The following is a 19,301-nucleotide window of genomic DNA, read 5'->3' as shown; positions in this document are numbered from 1 at the left end:
GGGGCCGCCGTCAGCCGAAGAAGACCCCGACCTCCTCGTACAGCTTCGGGTCGACCGTCTTCAGCCTGGCGGTGGCCTCGGCGATCGGGACGCGGATGATGTCCGTGCCGCGCAGGGCGACCATCTTGCCGAAGTCGCCGTCGTGGACGCAGTCGATGGCGTGCAGCCCGAAGCGGGTGGCCAGCCAGCGGTCGAAGGCGCTGGGGGTGCCGCCGCGCTGGATGTGGCCGAGGACGGTGGTCCGCGCCTCCTTTCCGGTGCGCCTCTCGATCTCCTTGGCCAGCCACTCGCCCACCCCGGACAGCCGGACGTGCCCGAAGGAGTCCAGCGACCCGTCCTTGAGGACCATCTGGCCGTCCTTGGGCATGGCGCCTTCCGCGACGACCACGATCGGGGCGTACGACGCCTTGAAGCGGGAGGTGATCCAGGCGCACACCTGGTCGAGGTCGAAGCGCTGTTCGGGGATGAGGATGACGTTGGCGCCGCCGGCGAGTCCGGAGTGCAGGGCGATCCAGCCGGCGTGCCGGCCCATCACCTCGCAGACCAGCACCCGCATGTGGGACTCGGCGGTGGTGTGCAGCCGGTCGATGGCCTCGGTGGCGATCCCGACCGCGGTGTCGAAGCCGAAGGTGTAGTCGGTGGCCGACAGGTCGTTGTCGATGGTCTTGGGGACGCCGACGCAGGGCATGCCGTACTCGTCGCTCAGCCGGGCGGCGACGCCCAGGGTGTCCTCGCCGCCGATCGCGATGAGCGCCTCCACCTCCTGCTTGGCGAGGTTGTCCTTGATGCGCCGGATCCCGTCCTCCTGCTTGAGCGGGTTGGTGCGCGAGGAGCCGAGGATGGTGCCGCCGCGGGGCAGGATGCCGCGCACCGCGGGGATGTCGAGGCGGACGGTGTCGTTCTCCAGGGGCCCCCGCCAGCCGTCCCGGAAGCCGACGAATTCGTAGCCGTACTCCTGCACGCCCTTGCGGACGACGCCCCGGATGACGGCGTTGAGCCCGGGGCAGTCGCCGCCTCCGGTCAGTACTCCGACCCGCATGGAAATGTCCCTTCGCCGCGGTTGCCTGGTGAAGGTCACGCTAATGGTGACGCACGTCACTTCGGCATGGGTGGGACAGCCAATTCCGGTGAAATGTCCGGTAGTTGATCACGGCAAATCCACCCGAAAGAGCGGATGAGCCGCGTACGCGGCTTGACGCGAGCGCTCGGCGGGACCGCTCGGCGGGATCGCTGGGCGAGGTCCCTCGACGGCGCCCTCAGTCGCCGTCGAGCCCCCGCTCGATGGCGTAGCGGACCAGCTCGACACGGTTGTGCAGCTGGAGCTTGCCGAGGGTGTTCTGGACGTGGTTCTGGACCGTGCGGTGGGAGATGACCAGGCGCTCGGCGATCTGCTTGTAGCTCAGGCCCTTGGCGACCAGGCGCAGCACCTCGGTCTCGCGCTCGGTGAGCCGGGGCGCCTTCGGCTCGTCGGCACCGGACCCGGGGGCGGGGGCCGGCTCGGCGGCCAGCCGGCGGTACTCGCCGAGGACCAGTCCGGCCAGACCGGGGGTGAACACCGGGTCCCCCACCGCGGTACGGCGCACCGCGTCCAGCAGCTCCTCCGTGGAGGCCGACTTCAGCAGGTAGCCCGTGGCCCCCGACTTCACGGCCTCCAGCACATCGGCGTGCTCGCCGCTCGCGGACAGCACCAGGACCCGCAGCGCCGGGTTGACCGCGACGAGTTCCTTGCAGACCTGGACGCCGGGCTTGGCGGGCAGGTTGAGGTCCAGGACGAGCACGTCGGGCGCGGCGGCCCGGGCGCGGCGCACCGCCTGCTCGCCGTCGCCCGCGGTGGCGACCACCTCGAAGCCGGACTCGGTCAGGTCGCGGGCGACGGCGTCCCGCCACATGGGGTGGTCGTCGACCACCATCACCTTGATCGGGTCCTGCTGTGCGCTCATCTGCTCTCCGCTCTCGTCTTCTTCGGGTTCCTGGGCACCTTCAGCTCGACCTCCGTGCCCTGGCCGGGCACCGAGACCAGCTCGGCGGTGCCGCCGATGTCACGCAGCCGGCCCTTGATCGACTGGGCGACGCCGAGCCTGCCCTCGCCCTCGGCCTGGGCGAGCCGGCCCTCGGGGATGCCGGGCCCGTCGTCCCGTACGGTCACGAGCACGCACTCCGGTTCGTCCTCGACGAGGATCCAGGCCCGGGCGTCCTCGCCCGCGTGCCTGCGGACGTTGTCCAGCGCGGCGCCGACGGCCGCGGCCAGCTCCCGGGCGACCGCGGGCGGCAGCAGGACCGGGGCGCCGGGCTCGGCGAGGCTGACCCGGGAGCCGGCCCAGCGGGCCAGCAGGGAGCGCAGGTCGACGGGGCCGATCCGGTCGTGCTCCTCGTCGTCCACGATCCGTACGACCGCGCCGTCGGCCGCGTCCTGCGAGACCCGGGAGAGCGGAACCAGCCCGCCGGAGACCAGCGTGCGCAGCGCCACCTCCTGCTCCCCCGCCAGCCGGCCCAGTGCCGCGGCCTCGCCGCCGATGACCGCGCCGCGCCGCTGCACCATGGCGAGCACCTGAAGCACGCCGTCGTGGATGTCCCGGGCCAGCCGCTCCCGCTCGCGGGTCGCGGCCTCGATCTCCAGGGCGCGGGCGAGGGTGCGCTCGGAGGCGCGGGCGACCTCGACGACGTAGCCGATGGCGATCGAGGCGACCCAGACCAGGATCACGTTGTGCACGGTGTCGCGGGCGGGGCTGCCGCGCTCGATCAGATTGGCGACGGCGACCGGGGTGGAGGCGAGGGCGGCCCAGCGCCAGCCGCCCTTGAGGGCGAAGGCGAGGACGGAGCCGGCGGTCCAGATCGACGGCAGGGTCGGACCGTCGTCCGCGATCCGCGCCTGCGTGTCGGCCAGGGGCGTGAGGAGGATGCCGGTCACCGCCAGGGCGAGGTCGACGGCGAGGAACCGCTTGGTGCAGCCCGCGGCGTTCGCGACCCTGGGCAGGGTGGCGAGGGTCCACACGCACAGCACGCAGTAGTAGGCGACGGCGACCCAGGGGCGCGGGAAGCGGTCGTAGGCGGTGGCGAACAGGCCGACCGCGTAGAGCATGGTCAGCACCCGGTAGCCGGCGAGCGCACGCCACAGCGGCAGCTCGACCGACATCCTCATGACACGCTCGCGCCTGGGCATGTCCCCCCTTGGTCCCGGACCGCCGGCTGTGCGGTCCGCCCGTCCCCTTCTGCGCGTTCCTCCCCTACCGCGTCACTGCGCCTTCTTCTCCCTCTCGGCCTTCTCCCTCTCGGCCTTCTCCTTGTCGGCCTGGTCCTTCGTGGCCTGGGCGAGGGCGGCCTTGGCCGCCTTCTCCGCCTCCTTCTCGGCCTTGGCCGCCTCCGCGATCTGCCGCTTGGCGGCGGTCGCGTAGATGTCGACGTACTCCTGCCCCGACAGCTTCATGATCTCGTACATGACCTCGTCGGTCAGCGCGCGCAGCATGAAGCGGTCCTGCTCCATGCCCTGGTAGCGGGTGAAGTCCAGCGGCCTGCCGATCCGGATGCCCGGACGCATCAGCTTGGGGACGACCTTGCCGGGCGGCTGGATCTTCTCCGTGTCGATCATGGCGACCGGGATGACGGGCGCACCGGTGGCCAGCGCCACGCGGGCCAGACCGCCCGGCTTGCCGCGGTACAGACGGCCGTCGGGCGAGCGGGTGCCCTCGGGGTAGATGCCGAACAGCTCGCCGCGCTCCAGCACCTCGATGCCGCTCTTGATCGCCGCCTCGCCCGCGCCGCGCGCGCCGGAGCGGTCCACGGGGAGCTGGCCGACGCCCTTGAAGAACGCGGCGGTCAGCCGGCCCTTCACTCCGGGAGTGGTGAAGTACTCGGCCTTCGCGATGAAGGTGACCTTGCGGTCGAGGACCACGGGCAGGAAGAACGAGTCCGAGAACGACAGGTGATTGCTCGCCAGAATGGCGGGACCCTCGGCCGGGATGTTCTCCAGGCCCTCCACCCAGGGCCTGAAGGCGAGCTTCAGCGGTCCCCCGATGGCGACCTTCATCGTGCCGTAGAACAACCGACTGCCTCCTGTGTGTGTCGATCAGACCATAACCCCAAGTGGTGCCGAAGGAGCCGACGACCCTGGTCGGTGTCAATGCCGTCGCGTACGGTGAAGTACCTGTCATCGACGTGCTGAGCCGATTCCACGAACAGGAGACCGACGTGCCGGTCCTCCCCGGAGCCGAGCCGTTCCGCCATGAGGGCGGGGAGGTCGGCGTCCTCCTCTGCCACGGCTTCACCGGTTCCCCCCAGTCGCTGCGTTCCTGGGCCGAGTATCTCGCCGAGCGCGGCCTGACGGTCTCGCTCCCGCTGCTGCCCGGGCACGGGACGCGCTGGGAGGACATGGCGATCACCGGGTGGCAGGACTGGTACGCGGAGGTGGACCGCGAACTGCGCGCACTGCGCGAGCGGTGCGCGCACGTGTTCGTGGCCGGGCTGTCCATGGGCGGCGCGCTGGCGCTCCGGCTGGCGGCGCGGCACGGGGACTCGGTCGCCGGGGTCGTGGTGGTCAACCCGGCGAACAAGGTGCACGGCCTGTCCGCGTACGCCCTGCCCGTGGCCCGGCACCTGGTGCGCACCACGAAGGGCATCGCCAGCGACATCGCCAAGGCGGACAGCGCGGAACTGGGCTACGACCGGGTGCCGCTGCACTGTGCGCACTCGCTCAGGGCCTTCTTCCGTTTGGTCGACGGCGAGCTTCCGCAGGTCACGCAGCCGCTGCTGCTGCGCAGCCCCCAGGACCATGTGGTGCCGCCGGCAGACTCGGCGCGGATCCTCAGCCGCGTCTCGTCCGTGGACGTCACCGAGGTGCTGCTGGAACACAGCTACCACGTCGCGACGTTGGACAACGACGCGGACCGGATCTTCGGGGAGAGCTTCGGCTTCATCGGCCGGATCGCACCCAGTGTCGGCAAGGAAGGGACGGCGGCAGGTGGCTGAGCACGACTCCGACCGCGAGGGCCGCGAGAACCGCGAGCCGGTCGAGCCGGTGAAGCCGGCGGCCGATGCGGCCGGATCCGACGAGCCCGGCGGGCAGGAAGGCGGCACGCCCATCGACGAGGAGGCCGCCTGGGCGGCGATCGTCGCCGGGTACGGCGAGGAGCCGCCGGACCCGCCGGGTGCGCGGCCGTTCCGGCCGATCGAGGACCTGGTTCTGCCGGACATGCCGGGCGAGGACGACGATCCTCCCCGGCCGGAGCGGCCGAAGGAGCCAGAGGCGAAGCCGGCCCCGGCCGGCCCGCCGCTCGGCAGCTCCGTCTCCTTCGCGCCGGGCGTCGCGGGCCCGCGCGACTACTCGCCGCGCGAGCCGTCCGACGACGACTTCGGCGAGGACGACGAGGGCCACTTCGTGCCGCCGGAGCCGCCGCCGCTGCCCGACGCGGACGCGACCGCCAAGTTCGCGTGGCTGGGCGTGACCGGCGGCCCGGTGCTGCTCCTGCTGGCCGTGCTGCTCGGCTGGGACATGACCTGGTGGCTGACCACCCTCAGCATCGGCGGCTTCCTCGGCGGCATCGTGACCCTGGTGGCCCGCATGAAGCCCGGCGACGAGGACGAGGACGACCCGGGCCGCGGGGCGGTGGTGTAGACACCCCCTAGGTGGTCGCCGGGATCTTGAGGGCGGCCAGGACCGGGAGGTGGTCCGTGGCGGACCGGAGGTCCTGTTCGGTCACTCCGGGGTGGTCGTGGGGGACGCCGCAGGCGAGGACCTCGACGCCGGGGGTGGCGAAGATCGCGTCGATGCGGCGGTCGGGGCCGGTGGCGTTCCAGGTGAGTTCGCCGCCCCAGGGGGCCGTGGCCCGGGCGTCCTGGAGGGTGGCGGCCAGGCGGCGGAACGTGGGGCCGTCCGGTCCCTCGTTGATGTCGCCGCCCGCGATCGCGTGCTCGACGCCCATCCCGGCCAGCCGGTCCAGGAGCATGCCGCCCTGCTCGTAGCGCTCGTCGCGGTCGAGCGAGAGGTGGCAGCCGAGCACGCCGAGCCGGGCACCGCCGAACCGGACGACCGCCGTGGCCAGGCCCCTGCGGTGCATCCCCGGGGTGAGCGGCAGCAGCACGTCCTCGGTCCGCTCGACGGTGGCCCGCAACGAGCACAGCAGCGCCGGACCCGCGGCCGTGGCGCCGCCGGTGAGGACCACCAGATCCGACGTCCGTGCCAGCCGTGCCAGCTTCTTGCGCCAGCGGAAGAACCGGGGCGCCTCCTGAAGCAGGACGAGGTCGGGCGCGCAGGCCCTGATCACCCGGGCGAGGGCGTCGGTGTCGTCCCGCAGGGACCGGATGTTGTAGGTCAGGACGCGGATGACGGCGGAACCGTCGGGTTCCGTGCGGGAGTTGGGAAGCAGCGCCATGTGGATCAATGTACGCCCAGGACCGGGGCGCGAGGTCCGTGGGCGACCACCGGTCCGTCGTGGCCCGTCGCGCCGCTCCCCGCGCCCCTGTACCGCACGGGCGTCTCACATGATCGGGTCGGGCTCCCGGGCGAGGTCGGCCGCGCCCACCAGGCCGGCCTTGTTGCCGAGCTGGGCGGCGAGCACGTCGGCGACCGGGCGCCAGTTCCCGCCCACCAGCCAGCGCTTGTAGGACTTGCGGATCGGGTCCAGGACCAGCTCGCCCTCGTCGGACAGGCCGCCGCCGACGATGAAGGCCGACGGGTCGAAGAGGGAGGCCAGGTCGGCGAGGCCGGCGCCGACCCAGCGGGCCAGCTCGCGGTAGGAGTCGACGGCGACGGGGCAGCCCTGGCGGGCGGCCATCGAGATGTGCTTGCCCTCGATGCCCTCGGGGGTGCCGTTGCCGAGGGCCAGCAGCACCTGGGCGCTCTCCGGGGTGGCGTTGGCGCGCTGCTTGGCGTACCGCACGAGCGCGCGGCCGGAGGCGTACTGCTCCCAGCAGCCCTGCGAGCCGCAGCCGCACAGCAGGCCGTCCGGGACCATCCGGATGTGCCCGAACTCGGCGGCCACGCCGAAGTGGCCGCGGCGCAGCTTGTTGCCGATGATGATGCCGCCGCCGAGGCCGGTGCCGAGCGTGATGCAGATGACGTTGCGGTGGCCCTTGCCGGCGCCGAACTTGTACTCGCCCCAGGCCGCGGCGTTCGCGTCGTTCTCCACGACGACCGGGAGGCCGACGCGCGCCTCGACCTTCTCCTTGAGCGGTTCGTTGCGCCAGTGGATGTTGGGCGCGAAGTAGACCGTCGAGCGCTGCCGGTTGACGTAGCCGGCGGCGCCGATGCCCACGCCGACGATCTCGTGTCCCGCGCGTGCGCCCTCCACCGCCGAGGCGATGGCGTCCACGATGCCCTCGGGTGTGGTGGGGGTCGGCACCTTGAAGGTCGAGAGGATGTTGCCTTCCTCGTCGACCACGCCGGCCGCGATCTTCGTGCCGCCGATGTCGACGCCGATGGTGAGTCCCATGAATCCCTCAGTTTCGGTCGAGCCCCGCTACGGCCAACCGTACCCGAGGCCCTGCCGTCGGATTCGCCTCGTCCACCCGCTGGGCAGGCGGGACGACGCGGCAGGGGGGGCCGGCCCGGGAGCGCAGGACGCCCGGCCCGCGAGCGCAGGACGCCCGGCCCGGGACGGCAGGACGCCCGGCCCGGGACGGCGGGACGCCAGGCCCGGGACGGCGGGACGCCAGGCCCGCGAGCGCAGGACGCCAGGCCCGCGAGCGCGGGACGCACGGCCCTGGACGGCAGGACAGCCGGTCCAGGATGGCAGGATGCTGGTCTCGCATGGCAGGACGCCTGCCCCGAGTCCGCAGATCGCCCGGTCCGGAAAGGACGGGACGCCCGGTCCACGACGGCGGGACGCCCGGTCCCGCACGGCAGGACGACCGGCCCGGGAAGCACGGGACGCCCCGTCCACGACGCCAGGACGACCGGCCCGGGTCCGCAGGACGCCCGGTCCCGCACGGCAGGACGACCGGTCCGGGAAGCACGGGACGCCCCGTCCACGACGCCAGGACGACCGGCCCGGGTCCGCGGGACGCCCGGTCCCGCACGGCAGGACGACCGGTCCGGGAAGCACGGGACGCCCCGTCCACGACGCCAGGACGGCCGGCCCGGGTCCGCGGGACGGCCGGTCCCGCACGGCGGGACGGTCAGTCCAGGTCGATGCGCTCGCCGCCGCCGGTGCCCTCGTCCCCGTCACGGCGGTCGTCGCGGTCGCGCAGGCCGTCCCTCAGGTCGTCGTCCAGGCCGCTCGCACGGGACGTCCAGCGGCGCTCCTGGGCCTCGACGGCCGAGCGGTAGGCGGCGAGGAGCTCGCCGCCGGCCGCCGCCAGGTGGTCGAAGACGTCCGGGTTGCGCTCGATGACGGGTTCCACGGCCGCCTTCGCCTGCTGCACGACCTGCCGCACCACCTGCTGGGCGGCGGGGCCGGCGACCGCGCCGAACAGCGGCGCCTGCAACGAGGACAGCCTGTCGGCCACCGTGTCGACGAACTTGCGCAGCTCCTCGGCGGCCGAACCCGGCGGCGGGCCGTACTGCGCGCGGCGCCGGGCCTGCTCCGCCGCGAGGTCCTCGGCGCAGGCCGTGGCCCACGCGTCGGTGTCACCGGCGTGCCGCGCCCCGTCGGCGGTCTGCTCGGCGGTCTGCCCGGCGGTCTGCTCCTGAGCGACGTCGTCCCGAGCGGCGTCGGAGGGTGGGCGCTCTTCGCTGCTCATAGCGGACTCCTGACTACGGTTCGTCCTTCCGACGTTACCCGAACGGGCGGATGCCCTTCACCTCTCGCGGGGCCACAGCGCGGGGTCCGGGGCGAACCGGATCCGCAGCTCGCCGTCGCGCAGCGCGGCGCCGTCGACCGTGCACCGGCGCAGGGCGGAGGGCAGCGGCACGATCCGGCGGAAGGGGCCGGCGGTGAGCACGAGCTCGTCGCCGCGCCGCACGAGGTCCAGCTCCTCGCGCACGGCGCCGGGCAGGGGGATGCACCACACCAGCACGCCGTCCTCGGCGAGCCTGTCGGTGACCGGCCACTCGACCGGGGCGGACGCCGGGTCGGCGGCGGGCACGGCGAGGGCGGCGAGGTCGTCCCGGCCGCGCGGGTCCCGGCCCAGGTGGGCGGCGGGACGGACGGCGTACGTCTGCCGCCACTCCTCCAGTGCCTTGCGCTGCTGGGCCACCGGGCCGGCCAGCCAGGAGTCCGCCGGCGCCTCGGGCAGGACCCGGGTGGCGACCAGGGACTCCACGGGCAGAGCGCGCACGGCCAGCCCGAGAGCGGCGACCTGCACAGCGTCCAGGCCCGCCGGTCCGGGCTCGGCGACCAGGCGTACGGCGGTGCCCGGGTCGGCGACGACGGCCTCCACGGCGGCCAGCTCCACGTCCCAGCGGGCGGCGGTCTCGTACAGCCACTCGGCCGGCATGGGCACACCGGCCAGCCGGCCGAGGACGGGGCGCAGCGCGCGGGCGGCCTGCCGCTCGGGCGGGAGCAGCCGGCGCAGGTAGCGCCGCAGCTCGGCGGGCAGGGCGAGCAGTGCGAGGGCCTGCGGCGCGGGCGGCAGGTCGACGACCAGCAGTTCGAACCGCTCGGACAGGGCCGCGTCGCGCAGTGCGCGCAGCAGGGCCAGCTCCTCGGCACCGGGCAGCGGGGTGACCTCCTCGGCGTCCAGGCGGGCCGCTCCGAGCAGGTCGAGGACGCCTGCCGCGCGGTCCTGGAAGGCGGCGAGATCGGCGCGGAAGCCGGCCGTGGCGTCGGGGCGCCACGCGGTGAGGCCGGGCGCGACCCGTACCGGCTCCGCGCCCGTCGCCGTGCCGAGCGCCGCACCCAGGGTGTCGGTGCGGTCGGCGCTGAGGACGAGGGTGGGGGTGCCCTCGCGGGCGGCGGTCAGCGCGGTGGCCGCGGCGACGGTGGTACGGCCGGAGCCGCCTGGGCCGGTGATCAGGAGGGTGCGCATAAGGCTGAACGCTAGCCGTGTTTGACGGCCCGTTCGCCTACGGGGGCGCCCCGGTCCCTTCGGCTCTGTCGCGGCCGGCGCGTGAGGCTGCGGGTCCTGGTGCGGCCCTCGCCCTGCCGTGCGTCAGTTCCCGCCCGACTCCACACGCTTCTTCAGGCCCGCCAGGGCGCGGTCGATGATGACCTTCTCGGCCTTGCGCTTGATCATGCCCAGCATGGGGATCTTGACGTCGACCGTGAGCTGGTAGGTGACCTCGGTCGAGCTCGTGCCCACCGGCTTGAGCAGGTACGAGCCGTCGAGCGAGCGCAGCATCTGGGACTTGACCAGGGTCCAGGAGACCTCGTTGTCGCCGGTCCAGGTGTAGGCGAGGGTCTGGTCGTCCTTGATGGCGCCCGCGTCCATGACGAGGCGGACCTGCTCGGCGCGGCCGTGCTCGTCGGCCATGAGGACCTCGGCCTCCTTCACCTCGCCCGTCCAGTCGGGGTAGCGCGCGAAGTCGGCGATCACCCCCATGACGTCGGCCGGTGCCGCCTCGATCGTGATGCTCGAGCTGGTGTGTTCCGCCATCGCCGTGGCTCCTCCAGATGCGGGCCGGAAGTCGGGTTGTGTGCGCACGTGTGTGCAGCGTGAAGGCTACCGCGCAGCCGGGCGCCGGACTCCACCCCCACCTGCGGACATGACGGGAAGGTGGCGCGAAGGGATCACCTGGTCGGCGCGGTCACCAACGATCACGAACGGTCACCAACGAAGGACCCAGGGCCTGCCCGTGCCCGCGAAGTGTCCTACGTTGACACACTCGGTCACGCCGATCCGCATGCGCCGCACCAGCGGCTGGTGGACATGGCCGAAGAGCGCGTAGCGGGGGCGGGTGCGGCGGATGGCGTCCAGCAGGGCGCGGCTGCCGCGCTCGAAGCGTCGGGCGACGGTGTCGTAGACGAGTTCGGGCACGTCGGGCGGGATGTGGGTGCACAGCACGTCGACCTCGCCGACGGCCTCGATCTTCGCGGCGTACTCCTCGTCGCCGATCTCGTAGGGCGTGCGCATGGGGGTGCGCAGTCCGCCGCCGACGAAGCCGAAGACACGGCCGCCGATCTCCACCCGCTCCCCGTCGAGCACGGTGGTGCCCTGGCGGGCGTACTCCTTCCACAGCGGCGGCATGTCGACGTTGCCGTAGGTGGCGTACGTGGGGGTGGGGAAGGCGGCGAAGAGTTCCGCGTACTGCTTGCGCACGGCCTGTTCGATCACCTGGGCGCGGTCGCCGTCGATGCCCGCCCACAGCCGGGCGCCGAACTCGCGTGCCTCGGCGAAACGGCGGGCGGTGCGCAGTTCGACGATGCGGTCGGCGTTCTCCGTGCCGAAGAGGTCGGGGAAGATGCCCCGCGAGTGGTCCGCGTAGTCGAGGAAGAGGATCAGGTCGCCGAGGCAGATCAGCGCGTCGGCACCCTCGCCGGCCCGGGCCAGGTCGCGGGCGTTGCCGTGCACGTCGCTGACCACGTGGATCCGCATCCCGCGGTCGGGCTCTGGTGTGGGTGCCATGGCGATCAAGGGTAGGGGGAGCGCTGCTCTTGTGAACAGTGACGACAGAGCCCCTTGTTACTGGCCAGTTGTTCAGCGGGTCTACTACTGTGCGCGAAGAAACACCCATCGTGTGACGCAGCGAACATCTCGCCGGGACCCCCTGTCGAAAAGGCCATACCGGCGGGTAACCTCCGGGCAGTCCAGTCGTGCTCTGGATTTCAACCATGAGCCCGAAACGGCTCCTGGCGAAGCCCTGGGCAGCAGATTCGAGCCTTGGACCGCACCGTCGCATCACACAACGTCGTGGCGCCGGCGCCCTATGAGGAGCAGCAGTCTTGCGCGAGTTCAGCCTTCCGGCTTTGTACGAGGTCCCTGCGGACGGCAATCTGACCGACATCGTCCGCAGAAACGCCGCGCAGTATCCCGACGTCGCCGTGATCGCACGGAAGGTCGGCGGCGTCTGGCAGGACGTCACCGCGCGGGCGTTCCTCGCCGAGGTGCACGCCGCCGCCAAGGGGCTGATCGCCTCCGGCATCCAGCCCGGCGACCGGGTGGGCCTGATGTCCCGTACGCGGTACGAGTGGACGCTGCTGGACTTCGCGATCTGGAGCGCGGGCGCCATCACCGTGCCGGTGTACGAGACCAGCTCGCCGGAGCAGGTCCAGTGGATCCTCAGCGACTCGGGCGCGACCGCGTGCGTGGTGGAGACGGACGCGCACGCCGCCGCCGTCGAGTCGGTGCGCGAGAGCCTGCCCGCCCTGAAGAACGTCTGGCAGATCGAGGCCGGCGCCGTCGAGGAGCTGGGCCGCGCCGGGAACGGGATCAGCGACGCCTCGGTCGAGGAGCGCAGCTCGCTGGCGAAGGCCGACGACCCGGCGACCATCGTGTACACCAGCGGAACCACCGGCCGCCCCAAGGGCTGTGTGCTCTCCCACCGCAGCTTCTTCGCCGAGTGCGGGAACGTGGTGGAGCGGCTGCGGCCGCTGTTCCGCACCGGCGAGTGCTCCGTCCTGCTGTTCCTGCCCCTCGCGCACGTCTTCGGCCGGCTGGTCCAGGTCGCCCCGATGATGGCGCCGATCAAGCTGGGCTGCGTCCCGGACATCAAGAACCTCACCGACGAGCTGGCCGCGTTCCGCCCGACGCTGATACTGGGCGTCCCGCGTGTGTTCGAGAAGGTGTACAACTCGGCGCGCGCCAAGGCGCAGGCGGACGGCAAGGGCAAGATCTTCGACAAGGCCGCCGACACGGCGATCGCGTACAGCAAGGCGCTGGACACCCCGTCGGGCCCGTCGCTGGGCCTGAGGATCAAGCACAAGACGTTCGACAAGCTGGTCTACAGCAAGCTGCGCGCGGTGCTCGGCGGGCGCGGCGAGTACGCCATCTCCGGCGGCGCGCCGCTCGGGGAGCGGCTCGGCCACTTCTTCCGCGGCATCGGCTTCACGGTGCTGGAGGGCTACGGCCTGACCGAGTCCTGTGCGGCGACCGCGTTCAACCCCTGGGACCGGCAGAAGATCGGCACGGTCGGACAGCCGCTGCCCGGCTCGGTCATCCGCATCGCCGACGACGGCGAGGTGCTGCTGCACGGCGAGCACCTGTTCAAGGAGTACTGGAACAACCCGGGCGCCACGGCCGAGGCGCTGGCCGACGGCTGGTTCCACACCGGTGACATCGGCACCCTCGACGAGGACGGGTATCTGCGGATCACCGGCCGCAAGAAGGAGATCATCGTCACCGCGGGCGGCAAGAACGTCGCCCCGGCCGTGATGGAGGACCGCATCCGGGCGCACGCGCTGGTCGCCGAGTGCATGGTGGTGGGCGACGGGCGGCCGTTCGTGGGCGCGCTGATCACCCTCGACGAGGAGTTCCTCGGCCGCTGGGCCGCCGAGCACGGCAAGCCGGCGGGCTCCAGCGCGGCGTCGCTGCGCGAGGACCCGGATCTGCTCGCGGCCCTCCAGACGGCCGTCGACGACGGCAACGCGGCGGTGTCCAAGGCGGAGTCGGTCCGCAAGTTCCGCATCCTGCCCACCCAGTTCACGGAGGAGTCCGGCCACCTCACCCCGTCCCTGAAGCTCAAGCGGAACGTGGTGGCCAAGGACTTCGCGAACGACATCGAGGCGATCTACGCGAAGTAGGGCCGCGGGGGCCCGCGGCAGTCGGCCACTTTGACCCTCCGCCGCACCCGCCCCCCGAACCGCCGGACGCCTCGTCTCATAACGCCGGACGCCGCCGGCCGCCCTCCCCAGGACGCCCCGCGCCCCCGGCACGCCCCGCCCGCCCTCCCCCGGCCCCCGCACTCGCCCTTCGGGCCGCCTGATGCGCCGACCCCGGTGCGCTGCGGGCGCGGGCGGGAAGGAACCCACCGCTTCCCGCCCTCCGGGCGCCGCACCCCCTCCGCGCCGCCGCACACGCCCCCGAACCACCGGACGCCTGCCTCGGAACGCCGGACGCCGCCGGGCGCCCGCCACCAGGACGCCCCGCGCCTCCGGCAGACCCCCCACGCCCTCCTCCGGCCTCCGCGCTCGCCCTTCGGGCCGCCTGATGCGCCGGCCCCGGTGCGCTGCGGGCGCGGGCGGGAAGGAACCCACCGCTTCCCGCCCTCCGGCCGCCGCACCCCCTCCGCGCCACCGCACCCGCCCCGAACCGCCGGACCCCTCGCCCCGGAACGCCGGACGCCGCCGGACGCCCTCCCCAAGACGCCCCGCGCCCCCGGCACGCCCCGCACGCCCTCCCCCGGCCCCCGCACACGCCCTTCGGGCCGCCTGATGCGCCTGCCCCTGTGCGCTGCGGGCGCGGGCGGGAAGGAACCCACCGCTTCCCGCCCTCCGGGCGCCGCACCCCCTCCGCGCCGCCGCACACGCCCTCCGGCCGCCGCGTCGGCCCCTCGGGTGCCGCTACAAGAGTTCCTTGAGGCGGTCCGCCAGCAGGTCCCAGCGCCATTTCTCCTCGACCCACCGGCGGCCCCGTTCCCCCATGCGGCGGCGCAGGGCGGCGTCGCCGAGGAGGGTGACGATGCGGTCGGCCGCCTGCTCGGGGGAGCCGCCGCGGACGACCCAGCCGGTCTCGCCGTCGAGCACCGCGTCGGGCGCGCCGCCGGAGTCCCCGGCGACGACGGGCAGCCCGGTCGCGGACGCCTCCAGGTAGACGATGCCCAGGCCCTCGACGTCGAGCCCGCCGCGCCGGGTGCGGCAGGGCATGGCGAAGACGTCGCCGGCGCCGTAGTGCGCGGGCAGCTCGGACCAGGGCACCGGGCCGGTGAAGCGCACCGAGCCGGCCACCCCGGTCTCGTCCGCGAGCCCGCGCAGGTCCTTCTCGTACGGGCCGCCGCCGACGATCAGCAGCACCGTCTCCGGCTCGGCGGCAAGGATCCGGGGCATGGCGCGGATCAGGGTGTCCTGCCCCTTGCGCCGGACCAGCCGGGACACGCACACGACCACCGGCCGGTCGGTGAGCCCGAGCCGGGCCCGCACCTCGTCACCGCCCGAGGCCGGGTGGAAGGTCTTCTCGTCCACGCCGGGCGGCAGCCGCACCATCCGCGCGGCCGCCTGGGGGGTCAGCGCGGTGGCGATCCGGGAGCGGGTGTACTCGCCGAGGTAGGTGATCGTGTCCGTCGACTCCCCGATGCGCCGCAGCAGCCGGCGTGCGGCGGGCAGCTGCGCCCACCCGGCCTCGTGCCCGTGCGTGGTGGCCACCAGCCGCCGCGCGCCCGCCCGGCGCAGCGCGGGGGCCATCAGCCCGAGCGGCGCCGCCGCCCCGAACCACACCGACGTGCACCCGTGCTCGCGCAGCAGCCCGGCGGCACGGCGGGTCGCCGCCGGCGTGGGCAGCAGCATCGTCGTACGGTCCCGTACGACGGTGAACGGCTGCTCGGCGTCGAAGGCCGCCGTGGCCTCGACGCCCTCCCGGCTCCGCTTCCAGGTGGAGGCGTAGACGACCAGCCGGTCCGGGTCCAGCCGCAGCGCCATGTTGTGGAGGAACGCCTGGATGCCGCCCGGCCGGGGCGGGAAGTCGTTGGTCACGATGAGGGTCTTGTGCATCGCCGCCGACCCTATCCAATCCGCTCCCGGCGCCCCGGACGGCCGTACCTGCCGCCCCGGCTCACCCCAGCCGTGTGCGCAGATACTCCCGCCACTGCCCGGTGAACGCCTCCAGGCTCGTGCCCAGCACGGTCCTCAGGGCGTCCTCGACCGCGCCCGCGCGCCGCTCGTGTGCGCCGACGGCCCGGTAGAAGTCGTCCAGCTTCTCCTCGCCCCAGCGGTCGGCGATCATCCGGCAGGCCATCCAGCCGCCCTCGTAGGCCTGGGCGAGCCGGGTGGCGTCCCCGGCGAAGCCGAAGTCCCGGTCGGCGGGGAGCGCGGACGGCAGCTTCCCGGCGGTCACGGCGCGCTCGAGTTCCGGCGCGGCCTGGTCCGGGGTCCGTCCGGAGTTCCGGTAGCCGACCCAGTCGGCGTAGCCCTCGGAGAGCCACAGCGGGGTGGCCGGGTCGGTGTGGGCGCGGGTGGCGACGTGGGTGGTCTCGTGGGTGAGGACGACCTGCCGGCCGAGCGCGCCCAGCATGCCGTAGGCGTCGGGGTTGAGGATGATCCGGTCCGCCGGGGCCTGCCCGGTGCGGCCCGCCTCGCCGGTGGTGACGGCGGCGATCCCCCGGTAGTTGGAGGCGGGCGAGCCGAGCAGTCCGGCCATGCCGTCGAGGGACTCGGGGACGAGGACGACGACGCGGCGGCTCCAGTCCGTGCCCCAGGCGTCCGAGACGGCGGGCACCGCGCGGTCGGCCAGGTCGGCGTAGCCGCGCAGGGTGCCGTCGCTCTGCCCGACCCCGAGGACGATGCCGCTGTGCCCCCGGACCACCGACACCGGGCCCTGGTCCCACAGTTGCTGGGCGGACTTGCGCGCGGGCCGGTCGGAGACGACGTACCACGTGCCGTCGGCCGTGGTGGACAGGGTCAGGGTGCGGCCGGCGGTGACGGGCGCCCGGTCGTAGCCGGCCACGCGGTAGCGCAGTTCGGCGTCGGCCACGGCCCCCTCGCCGGTGCGGCGCAGCGCGGTGACGCGGTAGGACCAGGCCGCGAAGGGCACGGCCTTCAGGTTCGGGTACGGCGCCCGGTAGCCGGTGGCGGCGAAGGCGGCCGGATCGTGGTGCAGCACGGCCGCCGCGCGCCGGTCGAGCAGTCGCTGCACCTGGTCCCTGGCCGTGCCGGTGGCGGTCTGTCCGCCGCACGCCGTCAGCGAGGCGAGCAGCAGGCACACCGCCGCCATCGAGGATCTCGACACCCGCCTTCGACCAGCCACTTCCCGATCGTACGGCGCCGGAGCGCCGCCGTCAGACCCTCGTGAGCGAGGAGATCAGACCCTGGTGACCGAGGAGATCGGCATCATGCCGACCGGGTCGTAGCGCACGGGCGCCCCCGGGTAGGGCGCGTGGATGACCCTGCCGTGGCCGACGTACATCCCGACATGGCCGGCGTCCGACCGGTAGACGACGAGGTCGCCGGGGCGCGCCTGGGACAGCGGGATCTGCCGTCCGGCGTGGCGCTGCTCCTGCGAGGTGCGCGGCAGATGCACCCCGGCCTGCGCGTACGCCCACTGCATCAGGCCCGAACAGTCGAAGCCGGAGGGGCCGTTGGCGCCCCAGACGTAGGGGCGGCCGAGCGCGGAGCGGGCCGCGGCGACGGCGGCGGCCGCGCGGGCGGAGGCCGCCGGGCCGCCGTCGAGCCCGGAGAGACCGGGCACGCCGGGCAGGAGGTCGTCGCGGCCGGAGCGGGAGGCCCGGTCGTAGGCCTCACGCTCGGACGGGGACAGGGAGTTCAGCAGTGTCCGGGCCCGGGCCAGTTTCCGCTCGACGGCCCGTTTGTGGGTGACGACGGCCCTGCGCGCCTTCTCCAGTTCGGTGAGGGCGCTGGTGGCCTCGGCGCGCTCCTGGGCGAGTTCCCGCAGCGCCTGCCGCAGTTTCCGCAGCTCGCCGGCCTGGTGGGCGCCGATCCGGTCGAGCGTGCTCGCCTTGTCGAGGTAGTCGGCCGGGTCGTCGGAGAACAGCAGGGCGAGGGACGGGTCGAGACCGCCGGAGCGGTACTGGGCGCCGGCCAGGGAACCGAGCGATTCCCGGAGGGTGTTGACGCGCTGCTGCTGACGGGCGATGCGGTCCTGCGCGTCGCGGACCCGCCGGTGCAGCAGGCCGGCGCGCTCACCGGCCTTGTCGTAGGCCTCGGTCGCCTTCTCGGCCTCCTGGTAGAGGCGGTCGACCTCGGCGCGGGCGCCGCCGTGCGGCTCGGCGGAGGCCGGGCCGGCTGGCAGGGCGCCGAGGACGGCGGCCGCGGCGGACACCACGGTGAAGGCGGCGCGGGCGGTGCCGGCGCCCCGGACGAACCCGGACGGTGCAAGGCGGCGATGGGACCCCACGGGAAGCCGAACTCCCTCCACTGGCCAACACGGACAGCCTCCCCGGGTGCCGGGACGCGAGACGCGTCCCGGCGGTGGGGGAAACGGCGCCGACAGTAGCCCCGCGCGCACGCCCCGGCCGCGCGTCTCGACGGGCGCACAGCACGACGCCCCGCCTCCGACGCAGGTCAGGGGCGGGGCGTGGGGTCAGTCCGGGTTGATGCGATTCGCTCGTTCGGGCGGTACCGAGTGGAGCGCCGGGAGGCCGGGGAGGAGGCGGCTCAGACGCGGACGCCGAACTGGAAGGGCATGTTGCTGATCGCCTCGTAGCGCACCACCGTGCCGGTGCGCGGTGCGTGCAGCACCTGGCCGTTGCCCGCGTAGAGGCCGACGTGGTGCAGGTCGCCGTAGAAGAAGACCAGGTCGCCGACCTGGAGCTGGCTCTGCGAGTAGATGCGGGTGCCGATGTTGGCCTGCGCCTGGGAGGTGCGCGGTATGGAGACGCCGGCCTGGGCGTAGGCCCAGGAGGTCAGGCCCGAGCAGTCGAAGGAGGACGGGCCGGTGGCGCCGTAGACGTACGGGGAGCCGATCTTGCTCTGCGCGGCGGAGAAGGCGGCACCGGCCCGGCCGGAGGCGGGGGTGCTGCTGCCCATCGCGGCGCGCTCGCTGGCGCGGGTGGCGCGAGCCTGGTCGGCGGCGGCGAGTTCGGCCTTCTCCTTCGCCGTGAGGGAGTTGAGCAGCTTCTGCGCCTCGGCGAGCTTGGTCTTGACCTCGTCCTTCTTCTTGCCCAGCTCGGTGCGAGTGGCGGCGAGGTCCTTGAGCTTCTCGGTGGCCTCGGCGCGCTCCTGGGCGAGTTCGCGCTGCTTGTCCTGGATCTTCTTCAGCGCGTCGACCTGCTGACCGCTCAACTGGTCGAGCGTGGAGGCCTTGTCCAGGTAGTCGTCCGGGTCGGAGGAGAGGAAGAGCTGCACGGACGGGTCGATGCCGCCGGAGCGGTACTGGCCGGCCGCGAGCGAACCCAGGCTGTCGCGCAGCTTGTTGAGGTCCTGCTGGCCGCGGGCCACGTTGTCCTGGATGGTGGAGATCTCCTTCTGGAGCTTCTCCTGCTTCTCCTTGGCCCCGTTGTACTTCTCGGTGGCCTGCTCCGCCTCCTCGTAGAGCTTGTCGACCTTGGACTTGACCTCGTCCTTGCTCGGCTTCGCGCTCGGCGCCGCGTTGGCCGCCTGCGCGCTGATCGCGACGGCGGCGGCTGCTGCGGTGGTGAGCACGGTCACACGCGCACGGCTCGGCTGTTTGGGTCGACGGTGGGAGGCCACGAAAGCGAGCTCCTTCTTGTGAGTGATCACCCGCTTGGAGGTTCGAGCCCCGACCCTAGTGACCTCATCGTGATGAATTCAAATCCTCACAGCAAAAAATCCCGTCACAGCATGCATTCTTTGCACACAACTCACCGCGCGTGAGACACGGTTGACACTACGTTGCGTGACGGTTCCGTCAATTCGGGCGTTAAA

Annotated in this window: 17 protein-coding genes; 3 read left to right on the top strand and 14 right to left on the bottom strand. The window is 73.3% G+C overall.

The window, feature by feature from the left end:
- Positions 1 to 10: 10 nt before the first annotated feature.
- From ABZ484_RS04820 to ABZ484_RS04805, 4 genes are all read right to left on the bottom strand, one after another.
- Entirely contained in the window at positions 11 to 1,039 is a 1,029-nt protein-coding gene (locus ABZ484_RS04820) for a 6-phosphofructokinase (protein WP_358864458.1), read from the bottom strand.
- A 217-nt stretch (positions 1,040 to 1,256) separates the two neighbouring features.
- Positions 1,257 to 1,940, bottom strand: a complete 684-nt coding sequence (locus ABZ484_RS04815) for a response regulator transcription factor (protein WP_358864457.1) — start codon at positions 1,938 to 1,940, stop codon at positions 1,257 to 1,259.
- Complete coding sequence (locus tag ABZ484_RS04810; protein ID WP_358864456.1) at positions 1,937 to 3,160, bottom strand: DUF5931 domain-containing protein; 1,224 nt, start codon at positions 3,158 to 3,160, stop codon at positions 1,937 to 1,939. The genes ABZ484_RS04815 and ABZ484_RS04810 overlap by 4 nt, the downstream gene beginning before the upstream one ends.
- Before the next feature lie 72 nt (positions 3,161 to 3,232).
- Complete coding sequence (locus ABZ484_RS04805) at positions 3,233 to 4,024, bottom strand: lysophospholipid acyltransferase family protein (protein WP_358864530.1); 792 nt, start codon at positions 4,022 to 4,024, stop codon at positions 3,233 to 3,235.
- Between the two features lie 161 nt (positions 4,025 to 4,185).
- Between ABZ484_RS04805 and ABZ484_RS04800 the strand changes: the two genes are divergently transcribed.
- Together ABZ484_RS04800 and ABZ484_RS04795 are read left to right on the top strand one after the other, a co-directional pair.
- Complete coding sequence (locus tag ABZ484_RS04800; RefSeq protein WP_358864529.1) at positions 4,186 to 4,962, top strand: alpha/beta fold hydrolase; 777 nt, start codon at positions 4,186 to 4,188, stop codon at positions 4,960 to 4,962.
- Positions 4,955 to 5,608: a hypothetical protein gene (locus tag ABZ484_RS04795; RefSeq protein ID WP_358864455.1), complete on the top strand. Its 654-nt coding sequence runs from the start codon at positions 4,955 to 4,957 to the stop codon at positions 5,606 to 5,608. Before ABZ484_RS04800 ends, ABZ484_RS04795 begins: the two co-directional genes overlap by 8 nt.
- A 7-nt stretch (positions 5,609 to 5,615) precedes the next feature.
- Here the strand turns inward: ABZ484_RS04795 and ABZ484_RS04790 are convergent, their stop codons facing one another.
- The 6 genes from ABZ484_RS04790 to ABZ484_RS04765 all read right to left on the bottom strand — a co-directional run bounded on the left by ABZ484_RS04790 (position 5,616) and on the right by ABZ484_RS04765 (position 11,436).
- Positions 5,616 to 6,365: an endonuclease/exonuclease/phosphatase family protein gene (locus ABZ484_RS04790; protein WP_358864454.1), complete on the bottom strand. Its 750-nt coding sequence runs from the start codon at positions 6,363 to 6,365 to the stop codon at positions 5,616 to 5,618.
- Between the two features lie 105 nt (positions 6,366 to 6,470).
- Positions 6,471 to 7,424, bottom strand: coding sequence for an ROK family glucokinase (locus ABZ484_RS04785; protein WP_358864453.1), 954 nt, complete (start codon positions 7,422 to 7,424; stop codon positions 6,471 to 6,473).
- A gap of 685 nt (positions 7,425 to 8,109) precedes the next feature.
- Positions 8,110 to 8,673, bottom strand: a complete 564-nt coding sequence (locus ABZ484_RS04780) for a DUF5304 domain-containing protein (RefSeq protein WP_358864452.1) — start codon at positions 8,671 to 8,673, stop codon at positions 8,110 to 8,112.
- A 57-nt stretch (positions 8,674 to 8,730) separates the two neighbouring features.
- Positions 8,731 to 9,900 carry an ArsA-related P-loop ATPase gene (locus ABZ484_RS04775; protein WP_358864451.1) on the bottom strand — a complete coding sequence of 390 codons (1,170 nt, stop codon included), beginning with the start codon at positions 9,898 to 9,900 and terminating at the stop codon, positions 8,731 to 8,733.
- Between the two features lie 123 nt (positions 9,901 to 10,023).
- Entirely contained in the window at positions 10,024 to 10,467 is a 444-nt protein-coding gene (locus ABZ484_RS04770) for an SRPBCC family protein (protein WP_358864450.1), read from the bottom strand.
- 171 nt (positions 10,468 to 10,638) lie between these two features.
- Positions 10,639 to 11,436 carry a metallophosphoesterase gene (locus ABZ484_RS04765; RefSeq protein ID WP_358864449.1) on the bottom strand — a complete coding sequence of 266 codons (798 nt, stop codon included), beginning with the start codon at positions 11,434 to 11,436 and terminating at the stop codon, positions 10,639 to 10,641.
- Positions 11,437 to 11,753: 317 nt separating this feature from the next.
- On the opposite strand from ABZ484_RS04765, the gene ABZ484_RS04760 reads away from it, so the two are divergent.
- On the top strand, positions 11,754 to 13,550 hold the full coding sequence (locus tag ABZ484_RS04760) for an AMP-dependent synthetase/ligase (protein WP_358864448.1): 1,797 nt from the start codon (positions 11,754 to 11,756) through the stop codon (positions 13,548 to 13,550).
- Positions 13,551 to 14,309: 759 nt separating this feature from the next.
- Here the strand turns inward: ABZ484_RS04760 and ABZ484_RS04755 are convergent.
- From ABZ484_RS04755 to ABZ484_RS04740, 4 genes are all read right to left on the bottom strand, one after another.
- The gene (locus ABZ484_RS04755; protein ID WP_358864447.1) at positions 14,310 to 15,452 is read right to left on the bottom strand and encodes a glycosyltransferase family 4 protein; all 1,143 of its coding nucleotides are present in this window, start codon (positions 15,450 to 15,452) and stop codon (positions 14,310 to 14,312) included.
- Positions 15,453 to 15,513: 61 nt separating this feature from the next.
- Entirely contained in the window at positions 15,514 to 16,671 is a 1,158-nt protein-coding gene (locus tag ABZ484_RS04750) for a hypothetical protein (RefSeq protein WP_358864528.1), read from the bottom strand.
- Between the two features lie 87 nt (positions 16,672 to 16,758).
- On the bottom strand, positions 16,759 to 17,811 hold the full coding sequence (locus ABZ484_RS04745) for an NlpC/P60 family protein (RefSeq protein ID WP_358864446.1): 1,053 nt from the start codon (positions 17,809 to 17,811) through the stop codon (positions 16,759 to 16,761).
- Between the two features lie 260 nt (positions 17,812 to 18,071).
- Complete coding sequence (locus ABZ484_RS04740) at positions 18,072 to 19,106, bottom strand: NlpC/P60 family protein (RefSeq protein WP_358864445.1); 1,035 nt, start codon at positions 19,104 to 19,106, stop codon at positions 18,072 to 18,074.
- Between the last annotated feature and the right edge of the window lie 195 nt (positions 19,107 to 19,301).

Origin of the sequence: Streptomyces sp. NPDC006393 (assembly GCF_040628575.1) — a bacterium.
GTDB lineage: Bacteria > Actinomycetota > Actinomycetes > Streptomycetales > Streptomycetaceae > Streptomyces.
The sequence above is the reverse complement of the archived record's forward strand: the minus strand, read 5'-3'. Positions and strand labels throughout refer to the sequence as shown.